This is a genomic window from Hymenobacter gummosus, assembly GCF_003970915.1.
Taxonomy (GTDB): Bacteria; Bacteroidota; Bacteroidia; order Cytophagales; family Hymenobacteraceae; genus Solirubrum; species Solirubrum gummosum.
Genome location: NZ_RXOF01000004.1, coordinates 206,287 through 223,197, shown reverse-complemented (window position 1 = coordinate 223,197; position 16,911 = coordinate 206,287). Strand labels below are relative to the sequence as shown.

Annotated in this window: 11 protein-coding genes; 9 read left to right on the top strand and 2 right to left on the bottom strand. The window is 66.8% G+C overall.

What is annotated here, in order from left to right; all coding sequences use genetic code 11:
• Positions 1-138 precede the first annotated feature (138 nt).
• The 9 genes from EJV47_RS09010 (at position 139) to EJV47_RS08970 (ending at position 14,768) form a co-directional block, all read left to right on the top strand.
• Positions 139-1,005 carry an alpha/beta fold hydrolase gene (locus EJV47_RS09010; protein ID WP_126692823.1) on the top strand — a complete coding sequence of 289 codons (867 nt, stop codon included), beginning with the start codon at positions 139-141 and terminating at the stop codon, positions 1,003-1,005.
• 88 nt (positions 1,006-1,093) lie between these two features.
• Complete coding sequence (locus EJV47_RS09005; protein ID WP_243651080.1) at positions 1,094-2,020, top strand: TIGR03915 family putative DNA repair protein; 927 nt, start codon at positions 1,094-1,096, stop codon at positions 2,018-2,020.
• Between the two features lie 99 nt (positions 2,021-2,119).
• The gene (locus EJV47_RS09000; protein ID WP_126692822.1) at positions 2,120-5,464 is read left to right on the top strand and encodes an efflux RND transporter permease subunit; all 3,345 of its coding nucleotides are present in this window, start codon (positions 2,120-2,122) and stop codon (positions 5,462-5,464) included.
• A gap of 38 nt (positions 5,465-5,502) precedes the next feature.
• Positions 5,503-7,260: an efflux RND transporter periplasmic adaptor subunit gene (locus EJV47_RS08995; protein ID WP_126692821.1), complete on the top strand. Its 1,758-nt coding sequence runs from the start codon at positions 5,503-5,505 to the stop codon at positions 7,258-7,260.
• Positions 7,261-7,330: 70 nt separating this feature from the next.
• Positions 7,331-8,797, top strand: coding sequence for an efflux transporter outer membrane subunit (locus EJV47_RS08990; RefSeq protein ID WP_165903673.1), 1,467 nt, complete (start codon positions 7,331-7,333; stop codon positions 8,795-8,797).
• A 126-nt stretch (positions 8,798-8,923) separates the two neighbouring features.
• Positions 8,924-9,778, top strand: coding sequence for a dTDP-4-dehydrorhamnose reductase (rfbD, locus tag EJV47_RS08985; protein WP_126692819.1), 855 nt, complete (start codon positions 8,924-8,926; stop codon positions 9,776-9,778).
• A gap of 179 nt (positions 9,779-9,957) precedes the next feature.
• Positions 9,958-12,945: a glycosyltransferase family 117 protein gene (locus EJV47_RS08980; protein WP_126692818.1), complete on the top strand. Its 2,988-nt coding sequence runs from the start codon at positions 9,958-9,960 to the stop codon at positions 12,943-12,945.
• 293 nt (positions 12,946-13,238) lie between these two features.
• Positions 13,239-13,775: a GreA/GreB family elongation factor gene (locus EJV47_RS08975; RefSeq protein ID WP_126692817.1), complete on the top strand. Its 537-nt coding sequence runs from the start codon at positions 13,239-13,241 to the stop codon at positions 13,773-13,775.
• A gap of 66 nt (positions 13,776-13,841) precedes the next feature.
• Entirely contained in the window at positions 13,842-14,768 is a 927-nt protein-coding gene (locus EJV47_RS08970; protein WP_126692816.1) for a bestrophin family protein, read from the top strand.
• 215 nt (positions 14,769-14,983) lie between these two features.
• Here the strand turns inward: EJV47_RS08970 and EJV47_RS08965 are convergent, their stop codons facing one another.
• Together EJV47_RS08965 and EJV47_RS08960 are read right to left on the bottom strand one after the other, a co-directional pair.
• On the bottom strand, positions 14,984-15,577 hold the full coding sequence (locus tag EJV47_RS08965; protein WP_126692815.1) for a DUF416 family protein: 594 nt from the start codon (positions 15,575-15,577) through the stop codon (positions 14,984-14,986).
• Between the two features lie 33 nt (positions 15,578-15,610).
• Complete coding sequence (locus EJV47_RS08960; protein WP_126692814.1) at positions 15,611-16,543, bottom strand: AraC family transcriptional regulator; 933 nt, start codon at positions 16,541-16,543, stop codon at positions 15,611-15,613.
• Between the last annotated feature and the right edge of the window lie 368 nt (positions 16,544-16,911).

The following is a 16,911-nucleotide window of genomic DNA, read 5'->3' as shown; positions in this document are numbered from 1 at the left end:
AGCCGGTACGCTCCGGCCCAACCGGTACGGCGCCGTTTCCGCGGCCGGCCCACCCCGGATTGGTAGCCGGGGCGCGCGGCGGAGCTTCAGCTCGGGCTCGGCCGTATCAATCCGGGGCAGCGGCGTCGTATAGGGGGGATGCAGTATTCCCTGGAAGACCACTACGTCGAAACCAACGGCGTGCGCCTGCACGTGGTGCAGTGCGGTCCGCTCGATGGCCCGCTCATAGTGCTGCTGCACGGCTTCCCGGAGTTCTGGTACGGCTGGCACCGGCAGATTCCGGCCCTGGCCGCCGCCGGCTACCGGGTGTGGGCGCCCGATCAGCGCGGCTACAACCTCTCCGCCAAGCCTCGCCGCGTGGCCGCCTACGCCGTGGAGGAGCTGGTTGCCGACGTGCTGGGCCTGCTGGACGCGGCGGGCGCGGAGCGGGCCGGGGTGGTGGGCCACGACTGGGGCGGTATCGTGGCCTGGCACCTGGCGGCGCGGCACCCCGAGCGGCTGGCCCGGGTGGCTATTCTGAACGTGCCCCACCCGGCGGTATTTGCCCGCACGCTGCGGCGCAGCGGCCGGCAACGGCTCCGCAGCTGGTACGCCTTTTTCTTCCAGCTGCCCTGGCTGCCCGAGCAGCTAGCCCGCCTGCACTACTGGTGGGCCGGGCGCCGGAGCCTCACCGGCACCAGTCGCCGCGGCACCTTCGGCCCCGACGATTTGCGCCGCTACCGCCTGGCCTGGAGCCAGCCCGGGGCCATGCGCAGCATGATTCACTGGTACCGCGCCGCCGCGCGCCGGGGTAGCAGCGTCCAGGCCGGGCGCGTCGCGGTGCCGCTGCAGCTCATCTGGGGCCGCCGCGACGCCTTTCTGGAAGCCGAAATGGCCGCCGAAAGCCTGCAGTACTGCGCCCAGGGCCGGCTGACCTACTTCGACCAGGCCACGCACTGGGTGCAGCACGAAGAGGCCGACCGGGTGAACGAACTGCTGCTGGCGCACTTTGCAACTCACCCCTGAGACCTACCGATAAAAGCCGACCCTTCAGCCGGCCCGCTAACCCGGCCTCTCCACACCTCAGACCATCGAGGCCACCCCGCTACTATCCGTGAAAAAGCCGCGCATTACTTCTTTATCCCACCGGGCGCCCGGCCTGCCGGCCCGGCCAGCCGTTACCGCGCTCCGGCCGGGCGGCGCCCTGCCACCGGGCTTCGACCGTGCCGCCCGCTTCACCTACGACGGCTCCTTCGACGGGCTGCTGACGGTGCTGCTCACCTGCTGGCAAACCCGCCGCTGGCCCGAAGCCATTCAGCCCGAGGGTGGGGCCCAGGGCGGGCTGTTCAGCGAGACGCACTTCGTACCCACCGACGAGGCCCAGGCCCGGCGGGTGTGGGAAGGGCTGCTGCGGCACATGCCGGCCGAGGCGCGCACCAATCTGTACAAGACGTTTCTCTCGGAGCGCCCCGACCGGGAACTGCTCATTTTCCGCTACGTGCAGCAGGCCATTGAGGCGGGCGGGCAGGACATCAGCGAGAATTTCGCCGACGACACGGTGCGCACGGTGGCCGAAATCAACAAGCAGCTGTTTCGCGAGAAGCACCGCATGGAAGCTTTTGTGCGCTTCGAGCGGACCCAGGACGGGCTGTTTCACGCCAGCATCGAGCCCGATTTCGACGTGCTGCCCCTCATTGCCGAGCACTTTACCAAGCGCTACGCCGACCAGCGCTGGCTCATCTTTGACCGGCGCCGCCGCTACGGCCTCTACTACGACCTGCACCGCACCGACGTGGTGAGCTTCGACGCGGCCGTGGACGCGGTGGCGGCGGGTAGCAGCGCCGTATCGGCGGCGGTGCTGGACGAGCGGGAGCCGCTGTTCCAGGTGCTCTGGCAGGCCTACTTCGACCACGTCAATATTCCCGAGCGCCGCAACGTGAAGCTGCACCGGCGCCACATGCCTAAGCGCTACTGGCGCTACCTCACCGAGAAGCAGCCCCGCGAGCGGCAGTTCCGCCCCATCGACAATAAGCGGCGGTAACACACTACCCGGCAGGGCATTTCGACTGTTCCCACGCATTCTCCGTATGGGCTTGAAGCACTGAGCCGGTGCCCCCGTGCCGGCGTTGCCGCAGAGCTTATGTGGATAGTCCGAATCGCGCTGGCGCGCCCATACACCTTTGTCGTCATGGCCCTGCTCATCGTAGCGGCCGGCGTGGCGAGCGTGCTGACCATGGCGGTGGACATTTTCCCGGAGGTCAACATCCCGGTGGTGGGCGTGGTGTGGCGCTACGAGGGCATGAGCGCCGAGGAGATGAACAAGCGCGTGCTCAACATCAACCAGCGCATCTACACCACCACCGTCAACAACATCGAGCACCTGGAGTCGCGCTCCATCAAGGGCGTGGGGCTGATCAAGGTGTTTTTCCAGCCCGGCACCGACCCCGAGGCCGGCGTGGCCCAGCTCACGGCCATTACGGCCACCATCCTGCGCAGCCTGCCCGAGGGCATCGGCGCCCCGCTGATTATCCGCTACTCGGCCTCCAACGTGCCCATTGCCCAGGCCAGCCTCAGCTCCGAAACGCTGGGCGAGGCGGACCTCTACGACGCGAGCAGCTCGTTTATTCGCCCCGGGCTGGCGGTGGTGAAGGGCGCCTCCCTGCTGGTGCCCAACGGCGGCCGGCGCAAGCAGATCATGGTGGACCTGGACCCCGAGGCGCTGGCCGGCAAGGGCCTCTCCGGCAACGACGTGGTCAACACGCTCATCAGCCAGAACGTGATTCTGCCCGCGGGCGTGGCCAAAATCGGCGACCGGGAGTATGACGTGCGGCTCAATAGCAGTCCGGAGATGATCCAGACGCTGAATGATTTGCCCATCAAGACCGTCGACGGCGTACCGGTGTACATCCGCGACGTGGCTTTCGTGCACGAGGGCGCGGCGGTGCAAAACAACCTGGTGCGCCAGGACGGCAAGCGCACGGCCGTCATTCCCATCCTCAAAAGCGGCATTGCCAGCACCCTCGACGTTATCAACGGCATCAAGGAGGAGCTGCCTCAGGTGCTGAAAACTGCCCCGCCCGGCCTCGACGTGAAGCTGCTCTTCGACCAGTCGTTTTTCGTGCGCTCAGCCATCAGCGGCGTGGTCATCGAAGGGCTGACGGCGGCGGCGCTGACGGGCCTGATGATTCTGCTGTTTCTGGGCTCCTGGCGCTCCACGGGCATGATTACGCTCAGTATTCCGCTGGCGGCGCTGCTGACCATCACCATCCTGTACGGGCTAGGCCAAACGCTCAACATTATGACGCTGAGCGGGCTGGCCATGAGCATCGGCAACCTAGTGGACGACGCCACGGTGGAGGTGGAAAACCTGCACCGCAACATGAGCATGGGCAAGGGCGTGAAGAAATCCATCCTCGACAGCGCCAGCGAAGTGGCCCTGCCAGCACTGGTGTCCACGCTGGGGCTGGCCATCGTGTTCGTGCCCATTTTCTTCCTCACGGGCGTGGCGGCCGACATTTTCACCCCGCTGGCTACCACGGTGATTATCGTGCTGTTCGTGTCGTACCTGCTTTCGCGCACCCTGCTGCCCACCATGGCTTCGGTGTTCATGCGCAAGGAGCTGCCCATCTACCACCAGCAGGGGCCGGAGCGGGTGCCCAGCCAGGAAATCCGCAACGGAAAGCCGGTGAGCGAGGCTGAAAAAGGTCTGCAGCGCCTGCGCGCCGCCGAGCTGGACAAGGAAGCCGCCCGCGACACTCCGCAGGCAGAAGCCGAGGAAGCGCCGCTGACTGAGGAGGAAAAGAAGGGCGCCGAAAAGATTGAGAAAAGCTGGATCTGGCGGGTGCACGTGGCCTTCGAGAAGCGCTTCAACCGCCTGCGCGACGCCTACGGTGAGGCCCTGCGCTGGTCATTGGCGCACCGCAAGCTGGTAGTGGGCTGCTTCGTGGGCTTGTTCGTGGTGTCGGCCGGGCTGTACCCGTTTATCGGGCAGGACTTCTTTCCGAAGGTCGATGCCGGGCAGATCCGCCTGCACGTGCGCGCCCCCACGGGCACCCGGCTGGAGGAAACCGAGCGGCGCTTCCGGGAAGTGGAGCAGCTGATCCGGCGCGTCATTCCGGCCGAGGAGCTGGATATGGTCCTGTCCAACATTGGCCTGCCCAATATTCCGGTGAACCTGCTGCTGAGCGACAACCCCGTTATCGGGCCTGGCGACGGGGAAATTCTGGTGGCCCTGAAGGAAAAGCACGAGCCGAGTGCGGACTATATTGCCGAAATCCGGCGGCGCGTGAAGCAGGAGTACCCCGACCTGGAAATCTTCTTTCAGCCCGCCGACATCGTCAACCAGACACTCAACTTCGGCCTGCCCGCGCCCATCGACGTGCAGGTGACGGGCCGCTCGGTGGAAGAAAACGAGGCCCTGGCCCGGCGCCTGCAGGCCAAAATAGCCGCCGTGCCGGGCGTGGTTGATGCTTTTATCTTCCAGACCAAAGTGCCCCAGCTGCGCGTGGACGTGGACCGCACCCGCGCCCAGCAGGCCGGCCTCTCGCAGAGCGACGTAGCCGACAACGTGCTGGTGAACCTCAGCTCCAGCACCCAAACCAACCCCAACCAGTGGCTCAACCCCGAATCGGGGGTGAACTACACCGTGGCCGTGCAGACGCCGCCCAGCCGCCTGGCTACGCTCGACGACGTGAAGAACATCGGCATCACCGGCGAAGCGCAGCCCGAGGCGCAGCTGCTGGGCAACTTCGCCACCACCCGCCGCGAGCTGGCCACCGCCGTCGTCAGCGACTACGACATTCAGCGCGTGCTCGACGTGTACGCCAGCGTAGAGGGCCGCGACCTGGGCGGGGTAAGCAAGGACATCCGCGACATCGTGAAAAGCCTGGAGCTGAACCTGCCGGAAGGCTCGTTTATCGAAGTGCGGGGGCAGGTGGAGAGCATGCGCACCTCGTTTCTGGGCCTGGGCCTCGGGCTGGTGGGCGCCATCCTGCTGCTGTACTTGCTGATGGTGGTCAACTTCCAGTCCTGGCTGACGCCGTTTATCATCATCACGGCTCTGCCGGGCGCCCTGTCGGGCATGCTGTGGATGCTGTTCGTGACGCAGACCACCTTCAGCGTGCCGTCCCTGATGGGCGCTATTATGTGCATCGGCATTGCCACGGCTAACAGCATTCTGGTGGTGTCGTTTGCCAACGAGCGGATGGAAGCCGACCCCGAGCTAAGCCCCGCCGACGCAGCCCTGGACGCGGGCTTTACCCGCCTGCGGCCGGTGCTGATGACGGCGCTGGCGGCCATTATCGGCCTGCTGCCCATGTCGTTGGCGCTGGGTGAAGGCGGCGAGCAGAACGCCCCGCTGGCCCGCGCCGTCATCGGCGGGCTGCTGCTGGCCACGTTCACCACCCTGCTGTTCGTGCCGCTGATGTACAGCATCCTGAAGAAAAAACCGGCCGCCGCCGAGCAGCCCGCCAAACAGGCCGCCTAATTCCGTATCGAGTTCGTAGCTAGTGTTTTTGCCGCCGCATGTCCGCCGATAAGCCCGATAAACCCAGCCCCGACCGCCCCGACGAAGACGACGCCCCAGCCGGGGACGCCGCGGGCCAGCCGCGCCGCCACGCCGACGAGCACGGCATCGACGACCCGGCCCCGGCCGATGACCACGCCGCGCCCGATCCGGTGAACCACAACGAGCCCGGCCAGGCCATCAAGGACCACATGCGCTTCGGCGAAAACCCGGTTTCGGAGCGGAAAGACGAGCCGGAAGACGGTAAAGCTGACCCGGCCAAAGCTGGCGCGGACGATAAGCCCGACGAAACCGGCACGGAGTCGGGCAAGACGCAAAAGACCTCCGAAACGGACGATAAGCCGGAAGAAAAAGACGCGGAGCGGCAAAAAACCAAAGCTGCTGAGAAGCCGAAGCAGGAATCGGACGCTGAGAAGACGGAGCGGGAATCGGACGCGCAGACCGAACCCAAATCGGATGACGAAAAAGCTAGCGGCCAGCCAAAACCACGCAGCAAGCGGCGGTTCTGGCTGGTAGCGTCGATTGTGGGCGGCTTGTTCGTGGTCTTGCTGCTGGTGGGCATTATTCCGCGCATCAAGAAAAACCAGGAGCGGAAAAAGGCCGCCCGCGCCACCCTCATTGCCAAGCCCGTGGTGCGGGTGCAGCCCGCCGTGAAGGCCCCCGACACCACCCGCCTGGAGCTGTCGGCCAACACCCGCGCCAACCGCGAAACCTACATCTTCGCCCGCGTCGACGGCTACGTGGAGGCCTGGTACGCCGACATCGGGGCGCGGGTGCGCAAGGGGCAGCTGCTGGCCCTCATTGCCACGCCCGAGTTGGACCAGCGCGTGACCGAGGCCCGCGCCAACGCCGAGCTGGCCCGCACCAGCTACAACCGCCTGCGCAGCGTGGTCCTGCCGGGCGCCATTTCGCGGCAGGAGCTGGACCAGGGCCGCGCCCAGTACGAGGCCCAGCGCGCCGTGCTGAACCAGCTGCTGGCCCAGCGCAACTTCCGCCGCGTGACGGCCCCGTTCAGCGGCATCGTGACGGAGCGCAACGTGGAGCTGGGCGGGCTGATTGCCGTCAGCAACGCCGAGGGCAGCCAGCTCTACAAGCTGGCCCAGACCGACACCCTGCGCGCCTTTGTGAACGTGCCGCAGAGCTTCACGCCCAGCATCCGCCGCGGCCTCGGGGCCGACGTCATCGTGCCCGAATTCCCGGATAAGCCTTTCCCCGGCCGCGTCTCCCGCGATGCCGGTGCCCTCGCGCCCGACACCCGCACCCTGCTCACCGAGGTGAAAGTGCCCAACCCGCGGGAGCAGCTCAAGCCCGGCGTGTTTGCGCTGGTGCGCTTCCGGGTGCCGCGCACGGCGCCGAGCGTAGTCATATCGGCCAACGCCCTGGTGCCGAGTGGGCTGGAGCCGCGCGTAGTGGTGGTGCGCAACCAAAAGGTGTACTACCAGCCCATCGAGCCCGGCCGCGACTTTGGCGACGAAGTGGAAGTAACCAAGGGCCTGAAGGGCGGGGAGCTGCTGGTCATCAACCCCAGCGAAACGCTGCGCGACGGGCTGGCCGTGGAAGTGCGCCGGGCCGAAGCCGGCAAGGACAACAAAGGCAAGGGCAAGAAGGATAAGCCCGAAGGCCCCGAGCCGCTCTACGAGCCCGACCGCCCGCGCCAGTCCTTGCCCGTGGACAAGCAGCCTGGCGGCCCCAGCCGCCAAGGGGCGCAAGCGGCCCGCGGCGGGTCAGCGGGTGAATCAGGCCGAGGCAAACCCTAACGCCGTGCTGCTCTTGTCACCATCGTCGCTAGTCAACGGCCGCCCGCGCGTAAGGGCCGCCGCGTACTGCTTGCTGAAGCCGCTCGTGGCCGCGCTGCTGCTGGCTCTCGGCGGGCTGGGCGGCTGCGCCCGCGGCCCGCGCTACCAGCCGCCCGCCGTGCCGCTGCCCGCCGCCTGGAAAACGCCCGCCGACCCGGCCGCGCCCATCGTGCCGCAGCCGCTGACCACCGCCGAAGTGCCCGCACCGGCGGCGTCGCCGGCCGTGGCGCCGTGGTGGGAGCTGTTTGCCGACCCCGACCTGACCGCGCTGGAAGTGCAGGCCCTGGCTAACAGTCCGACCCTGCAAGCCGCCGCCGCCCGCGTCGACGAAGCCCGCGCCAATCTGCGCATTGCCACCTCGTACCGCCTGCCCGAGCTGACCCTGGACCCGCAGGCCTACCGCACCCGCCTCTCCGGCCTGCGCCCCATCCCGTTTGCCCTCGGCGACGGGGCCAACAACCGCCGCGGCGTGCTGCAAACCCAGTATTACGTGCCGCTGAACGCGAGCTACGAGGCCGACGTGTGGGGCCGTTTGCGCGGCGGCATCCGGGCCGCCCGCGCCGACGCCCAGGCCGCCGAAGCCGATTTGCGCACCGTGCAGCTCACCCTCACCACCGACGCGGCCACCTACTACTTCGGCCTGCGTGCCCTCGACGCCGACGCGGCCGTGCTCGACACCACCCGCCAGGACCGCCTGCGCGCCGTGCAGCTCACCCAGGCGCGGTTCAAAGCCGGCATCGACAACGAAATAGCCCTGCGCCGGGCCGAAAGCGAGCTAGCCCTGGTAGAAGCCGCCTTGCTCGACGTGCAGCGCCAGCGCGCCGGCCTCGAAGCTGCCCTGGCCGCCGCCGTCGGCCGGCCGGCCAGCGCCTTTGCCCTGGCTGCGCGCCCCGGCGTGCCCGCCCCGCCGCCCGCCGTGCCGGTGGCCCTGCCCGCCGCGCTGCTGGCCCAGCGCCCCGATTTGCAGCGCGCCGAGCGGGAGCTGGCCGCCGCCGCCGCCCGCGTCGACGTGGCCCGGCTGGCGCGGCTGCCCACGGTGTCGCTGAACGGCTTTATCGGCCCGCAGAGCGCCGAGCTGGCTGATTTGCCCCGGGTGGCCGACAACTACACCTACTACGTGGGCGGGGTGGTGTCTATTCCCATCTTCAACGGCGGGCGGCTGCGGGCTACCCAGCAGGTGGCCGCCGCCCGCTACGACGCCCTGGCCGCCGAGTACCGGCAGCGGGCCCTCACGGCCGTGCAGGAAGTGGAAACCGCCCTGGCCGACGTGCGCTTTCGGCAGCAGCAGCTCGCGGCCCAGGAAGCCGCCCAGCGCGCCGCCCACCTGGCCGTGCGCCTCACCGCCGAGCGCTACCGCACCGGCCTGACTTCCTATTTCGAAGTCGTCGACGCCAACCGCGTCAGCCTGGAATCGGCCCGGCTGCTGGCCCAGAACCGCGGCGAGCAGCTGCGCGCCACCGTGCAGCTGGTGCGCGCCCTGGGCGGCAGCTGGCAATAACGCCGCTGACCGGGCGGCTCGCCTGGCTGTTTGGCAAGGTGCCCGGCCTGGACGCGGCCGCCGGAGGACGCCGAAGCAGCACAAGCCGGAACGCGCTATTTTCGCCGCCGGACACACGCACCTGGTATGAGCAGCATTCTGGTTTTTGGGGCCTCCGGGCAATTGGGGCAATGCCTGGCGCGCGTGGCGGCCGAGCGCAACCTCCCGGGCCTGGTGCTGCTGAGTTCACAGCAGGCCAATATCCTGGACCCCGCCGCGCTGCGCGGGGTGTTTGAGCAGCACCGGCCGCAGTACTGCATCAACTGCGCCGCCTACACGGCCGTGGACCGGGCTGAAGACGAGCCCGAGCAGGCCCGGCGCATCAACCGCGACGGGGCCGCAACCCTGGCCCGGCTGTGCCAGGAGTTCGGGGCCACGCTGCTGCACGTTTCCACCGATTTCGTGTTTGCCGGCGCGGCCAATGAGCCCCTGCAGGAAACCGACGCAGCCGCGCCCATCGGCGCGTACGGCCTTACCAAGCTGGAGGGGGAGCAGGCGGTGGCAGCCCTGGTCGAGCGGCACTTCATCGTGCGTACCGGCTGGCTGTACTCCGAGTTTGCCCACAACTTCGTGAAAACCATGCTGCGCCTGGGCCGGGAGCGGGGCGAGGTGCGGGTGGTGTGGGACCAGGTGGGCACGCCCACCTACGCCGTGGACCTGGCCGCGGCCCTGCTGCACATCATCGACACGGGCAGCACCGCCTACGGGCTCTACCACTACAGCAACGAGGGCGTCACGTCGTGGTACGACTTTGCGGTGGCCATCTTCGAGCTGAGCGGTGTGCCGGCCCGGGTGGTGCCCATCCGCACGGCCGAGTTTCCGACGCGGGCGCGGCGCCCGGCCTACTCGGTGCTGGACAAGAGCAAGGCCAAGCAGCAGCTGGGGCTGAGCATTCCGCACTGGCGGGTGAGCCTGCAGCAGTGCCTGCGGCGGCTGGGGTAGCCGCTCGTTGCTACTTCAAGAATCGAAGACGGAAAAAGCCGGCGTCAGCGCACTGACGTGGGCTTTTCAGCTTGAGCGGAGAAAGGGAAAGTGCCGTTCCGCAAAATCGGGCCGGCTGCCCAGGCAACCCTGGCGCCCCGGTCCGCATCTGACGCGCCCGGACCTTATCCTGCTGGCTCATGCGCTACTCTTATTCCAGGCTCAATAACCTCTTCGGCTGGCTGGTGTTCGGCCTGGCCCTCACGGCCTACTGGCTCACGCTGGAGCCCACCGTCAGCTTCTGGGACTGCGGCGAGTTTATTGCCAGCGCCCACCGGCTGCTGGTGCCGCACCCGCCCGGCGCGCCCACCTTCCTACTGCTGGGCCGGCTGTTTTCCATGCTCAGCTTCGGCGACGCGGCCAAGGTGCCGGTGCTCATCAACCTGCTTTCGGCCCTGAGCAGCGCCTTTACCGTGCTGCTGCTGTTCTGGACCATCACCCTGCTGGCCCGGCGGCTGGTGCTGGGCGCGGCCGAAAGTCGCACCGCCGAGCCCGCGGCCCAACAGACCACGCTCATCCTGGGCAGCGGCGTGGTGGGCGCCCTGGCCTTTGCCTTTTCCGACTCGTTCTGGTTTAGCGCCGTGGAAGGGGAGGTGTACGCTCTGTCGTCGCTGGGCACGGCCCTGGTGCTGTGGCTGATGCTGAAGTGGGACAACCGCGCCGCCGAGCCGGATTCGGACAAATGGCTGGTGCTCATTGCCTACGTGATGGGCCTGAGCATCGGGGTGCACCTGCTGAACCTGCTGGCTTTGCCGGCGCTGGGGCTTATCTACTACTTCCGCCGCCACGCCGCGCCCACCCGGGGCGGAGTGCTGCTTACGCTGGCCATCAGCGGCGCGCTGGTGCTGACGGTGCTGCTGGGCGTCATTCCGGGGCTGCCCGCCCTGGCCGGGGAGCTGGAAGTGCTGGTGGTCAACGCCTTCGGGCTGCCCTACAACTCGGGCGTGGCGCTGTTTGGGCTGCTGCTGGTGGGCGGCCTGGCGTACGGCCTGCGCACGGCCCAGCGCCGGCAGCAGCGCCTGCTGCACACCGGCCTGCTGAGCTTGTGCTTCGTGCTCATCGGCTACACCACCTACCTGATTGTGCCTATCCGCTCGGGCTACAATCCGCTAATCGACGAGAATAACCCCGAGGACGTGCTGTCGTTTGTGAGCTACCTGAAGCGCGAGCAGTACGGCAGCCGGCCCTTGTTTTACGGCCCCCAGCTGAACGCCCGGCCCGTGGCCCAGGAAGACGGTGCCCCGCGCTACGAGCGGCAAAACGGCCGCTACGTGGTGGTGGAGCGCAAAGCCGAGCCGGTGTACGCCGCCGAGGACAAAACCCTGCTGCCGCGCCTCTACAGCCAGCTGCCCGGCCACCTGCGCGAGTATCAGAAGTGGGTCGACGTGCAGCCCGAGCAGCGGCCCACGATGGCCGCCAACCTGAGCTTCCTCGTGCGCTACCAGCTCGGCCACATGTACGGGCGCTATTTACTGTGGAATTTCGTGGGCCGCGAGTCGGACGTGCAGCAGGCCGGCGTGCTCTGGCCCGGCACGGCCAAGAACGGCCTGCCCGCTGACCTGGCCGCCACCCGCGCCCGCAACGACTACTACGCCCTGCCGCTGCTGCTGGGCCTGGCCGGCCTGCTGCTGCAGCTGCGCCGCGACGGGCGCGGGGCCGCCGTGGTCGGTCTGCTGTTCGTGCTGACGGGCGCGGCCATCGTGCTGTACCTCAACCAGCCGCCCATCGAGCCGCGCGAGCGGGACTACACCTTTGTGGGCTCGTTCTACGCCTTTGCCATCTGGATCGGGCTGGGCGTGCCGGCCCTGGCGGCGGCGCTGCGCACCCTGCTGCGGGCCCCGGCGCTGCGCCTGGCCGCGGCCACCGCGCTGGGCCTGGTGGTGCCGGCCCTCATGGCCGCCGAGGGCTGGGACGACCACAACCGCTCGGACCGCTACCTGGCCCTCGACTGGGCCCGCAACGTGCTGAGCAGCGTAGCCCCCAACGCCGTGCTCATCACCGCCGGCGACAACGACACCTTTCCGCTCTGGTATGCCCAGCAGGTGGAAGGCATCCGCCCCGACGTGCGCGTGGCCGTGTCGCCCTACCTCAATACCGACTGGTACCTCGACCAGATGAAGCAGCGCATGGGCCCCTCGGCCGCGCTGCCCCTGAGCCTCACCCACGCCGACTACACCCAGGGCACCAACGACTACCTGCCGCTGGTGCCGAATCCGTCGGTGGCGGCCGTCAACGCCCGCGAGTTTGTGCAGCTGGTGCGCCAGAACTCCCCGCTGCTGCAGGTGCAAACGCAGAACGGCCGGCCGCTGCTGTCGTACCCGTCCGAGAACTTCTTCCTCGACGTGGATACGGCCGCCGTGCGCCGCCTGGGCATCGTGCCGCGGGAGCGGCTGGGGCAGCTTACCGCCCGTATGCAGTGGCAGGCCGGCTCGGGCGGCTACATGGAGAAAAAGGAGCTGGCCATCATCGACCTGCTGGCCACCAACAACTGGCAGCGGCCGGTGTACATGTCCACCTACATGTCGCCGGGCGAGTACGCGGGGCTGGCGCCCTACATGCAGCTCGAAGGCCTGGCCTACCGCATTCTGCCCTGCGACAACCCCGACGCCAAGGCGGCGCAGAAAGGCGAAATCGGCTACGTGGCCCGCGAAATTCTCTTCGACTCGCTCATGCGCAAGTTCGCGTACCGCAACCTCAACAACCCGCGCGTGTACTACGACGAGCCCCAGCGCCGCACCGTGGGCCAGTACCGCGAGCAGTTTGCCCGCCTGGCCCAGGCTTATATGCAGGATGGCAACCGCGCCCGCGCCCGGCAGGTCATCGACCGCTGCCTGCGCGTGATGCCCGACGACACCATCCCCTTCGACTACAACACCGCCGACCTGACCGCGCCGCTGGTGCAGCTGGGGCAGGCCGAGCGCGGCCACCGCATCATGGATTTGCTCACCAACCGCGCCCAGCAGAGCCTGGCTTACTACAGCACCCACGAGCCGGCCCGCTTCGAGCGCGAAATTCAGCTGCAGGCCCTCACTCTGAGCCGCCTCTACCAGGCCGCTGCCGATACGGGCGACACGGCCCGGGCCCAGCGCATCGTGGGGCTGCTGGAGCAGTACGTGCCCCGGTCGTGAGGCAGTAAGCGCGTTGTACGGCGTTGGTGCCGTGTAATAAGGTATCAATAGGCAACCAGCGCCAACGGGTGCATACCACCTCAGCGGTAGTATGCACCCGTTGGCGCTGTCACATTTGATAGAAAATAAGACGGAATGTGACTCACGTTGTCACATTGCATGAAAAAAATAGTTGAATGTGACAACGTGAGTCACATTCAATAAAAAATAGAAACGTTTGTGACAACTGGCACTGATTGTCCAAGCAGAAGCTGTTGTGTCACCAAACCGGCCCCGCATCCGTTTGCTCAGGCATGAGCCGAGGTTTTGTAAAAGAAGACGATTCGCAGGCGCCGCCGATTATTCCGCCGCGGGCGGCGCTGCCGCCGGGTACGCCCAACTACGTGACGCCGCGCGGACTGGAGCAGCTGCGCCAGGAGCTGGCGGAGCTGGAAGCCCAGCGCAGCCAGGCCGAAGCCAACCGCGAAAACGACACCGACCGCACCCGGCAGCTGGGCCTGCTCAACGGGCAGCTTAGCCAGCTCAATGCCCGCCTGGCCAGCGCCAAAGTGGTGGACCCGCGCCAGCAGCCCGCCGACGAAGTGCGCTTCGGGGCCACGGTGACGCTGCGGCCGGTGGACAGCGCAAAGCCCGGCGGCAAGACAACGACCGAGCGGCGCTTCACCATCGTGGGGGTGGATGAGGCTTCGGTGGCCGAAGGGCGGGTGGCGTTTGTGGCGCCCATTGCCCGGGCCGTCGTCGGGGCCCGGCGGGGCCAGGTACTCACGCTGCGTCTCGGGCCCAAGGATGAGCAGGTGGAAGTCGTGGGCATAGCGTACGACGGCGGCTAGGGCAGCCGGCGCGGTTGTGAGGGCGGGTTGTAGCTTTGCGGCGCCGCCTACGCCCCGTTGTTGCCCATGATAGTATACAAATCCAGCGACTGGTGGGAAGCCTTCCGCCACCTGCACAAGTCGGCCATCATCCGTAAGCTGCTGCGGCGCGTGCTGCTGCTGGGCCTCTACGGCCTGGCCATTGCCATCTTGGGCCGCGGGGTGATGAACGTCAAGTTTACCGTCGACCCGCAGTATTTCTCCTTGCTGGGCATCCTGCTGAGCCTGCTGCTGGCCTTCCGCACCAACACGGCTTACGACCGGTTCTGGGAGGGGCGCCGGCTGTGGGGGCAGCTCGTCAACAACTGCCGCAACCTGGCCGTGCTGCTGCACGCGCGCCTGCCCGCCACCGACCAGGCCAACCGTTTCCACCTCGCCAAGCTGCTCTCCAATTTCCCGATGGCCCTCGACGGCCACCTGCGCGAGGGGGTGCGGTTCGAGCAGCTGGAGGACCTCGGCCCCGACATGATGGAGCGGCTGCGGCAGTCGGGGCACGTACCTTCGCTGCTGGCGGCCACTTTGCAGGAGTTCTACGAGGAGCTGCTGTGCAAGGAGCTGATTCTGCCGGTGCACCTGCTGGCCATTCAGCGCCACCACGAAGTCCTGCTGGACGTGACGGGTGCCTGCGAACGGATTCAGCGCACGCCCATTCCGTTTTCCTACAGCTTCTTTATCAAAGCCTTCATCACGGTGTTTTTGGTGGTCATGCCGCTGGTGCTGCTTTCCACCTACGGCTATTTCATGGTGCCCATTACCATGTTTGGCGCCTTTGCCCTGCTGGGCGTCGAAATGATTGGCGACGAAATCGAGGACCCCTTCGGCAAGGACAGCAACGACTTGCCGCTAACCCAGATGGCCAACCGCATCCGCGTGAACGTGCACGAAATCCTGGGCGTAGAGCTGCACGAAGACAAAAAAGCCATTGCCGCCGCGCCCTATAGTTTGGTGTTCTAGCCAAGCACTAGCACGTCATCCTGACGAAGGAAGGACCTTGCTCGCGCCCTGCACCAACCGAAAAGCGCAGCCACCAATGCCCTGACGTTAGGTAACTGCGCTTTTGTCGTTCTGGCATTAGCGTCTGCACTTCGTAGACAGCGGCGGTGCAGGGTTCGGGGAAGGGCCTTGACTACGTCGACCTCCGGTTCGCTGCGCTCAGGATGATGGGCTGCCTACTCTGGTAGCCGCGCCAAATCCACGATGCCGCCGCGGCCGTTGAGCCGGCGCAGCTGATGAATGCTGGCCGCGTCGAACTCGTGGATGCTGAGCAGGGCATCGAGCAGGCGGTGCTGCCGGGCCGCTTCGGCCTGCATGAACGGGTCGGCGGCCACGGCGGCCTCGAAACCGCGCTGGTCAGGGTTGAGCTGCCGGTAGTGCTGCACGAAGGCTTCCACGCTGTCGAGCGTGGCGGTGGCGCAGTGGCTGATGTGGGTTTCCTGCTTGTCGGTGAGAAACTGCAGCGCCTCGTGCAGGGCAATGCAGGCATCCACGGCGTAGGAGGTCAGGGGGCTGTCAAACTCCTGCAGACCAGGCGTGACCAGCTCCAGCTTTTCCAGCAGCGCGGCGGCTTCGGCCGCGTGAAACTCGCCCAAGGCCGAGTTGTAGAGCAGCTCTACGCCCCGCTCGTACACGGCCGGACTGCCCCAGCTCACGGCCCGGCAAAACGCCTCGTACTGCGGCAGCAGCCGCTCGCACACGAGGCCGGCAAATACGGCTTTCTGCCGGTCGGATAAGCTGTAGATGAGGGTTTCGAGGTCGTCGGCCATGCCACAAAGCTAGGCCGGAATCAGGCAGCCGGCTCAGCCCAACGCGCCCTGTTGCTTTTTGTACACGCCCGGCGTCAGCCCTTCGTGCTTGCGAAACAGCTTCTGGAAGTAGGCCGGGTTGTTGAAGCCGGTGCGGTAGCACACCTCGGCCACGGTGCTCAAGGGGTGGCGCAGCAGGCGCTTGGCCTCTTTCAGCCGCTCCTGAATAATAAATTCCACCGGCGTGAGGCCGAATTCGCGCTTGAACAGGCGGAAGAACGTGGCCTTGCTCATGCAGGCCATTTCGCTGAGCTTCTCGATGGGCAGGGGCTCGGCCAGGTTGCGCTTGATGTGCTGCACCACGTGGGCGAAGCGGTGCGAGGTCAGGTGCTGGGCGTAGTTGTCGAAGATGAGCTTGCGGGCCTGGGTCTGCATCAGGCGCACCAGCAGCTCCTGCAGGGTGAAGCCGGCCAGCACGTCCTTGGCCGCCGTGTCTTCCTGCGAGACGCGGATAATGCGCTCCAGCGTGCCCGTCAGCTCCGGCGTGTTGTGCAGGTGGGCGTAGGCGTGCTCGTCGAGAAGCCAGGGCGTGTGCTCTTCCACCCGCGGGTACCGCTCGTTCAGCATATCAACGGTGCCGCGGATGGTATCGGCCGGAATGGCCACGGCCAGGCACTGCGTAGGGTTTTGCTCGTCGGCCTCCGGAAAGTCGATGACCATGGTCTGCTGCTCGCTCACGATGACCGACTCGCCGGGCAGGTAGTCGAAGGCGTCGCGGCCGGGCAGGTGCATCACTTTCTTGCCGCGCAGCATGGTGGTCAGCACCAGCGCGCCCATGCTCAGCGGCACCTGCGCCGCCTGCTGGTGCGTCTCGAAGATGTTCAGCTCAAAAGCATTGAGCGAGTACACCGTGCGGTGCTCGACCAGCGTCGTCAGGTCGGCTTCCGGGTGCAGGGCAATGGGCGTGGGCAACAAGGTTCGGCTCATGGGCAGCGGGGGAAGCCTGAAACTGAAAATGCTACTTCCGGTACTGGAAAGAACCCGGAGCAGCGGTAATGGTTGCGGATGGGAGGGCGAGCTGGTAGCTTGTTTCGTGCCTGTCATCCTGAGCAAAGCGAAGGACCTTATGGAATAGGAACGACCGACGTAACAACGACCCGTTCTCGCGTGATAAGGTCCTTCGCTCTGCTCAGGATGACAGACGAAAACGTATACATCCGGTCCTCCAAAATCCGGCCTTTACCGCGTAAATCGGGGGCGTTTCAAGCAACAAAGGCAGTAGCAATATAAGGAACGGGCGCGAGGCGCAGCCGTTGGTTTCGCGGAGGTGAGCAAGCACTTACTCAAGTTGCGAC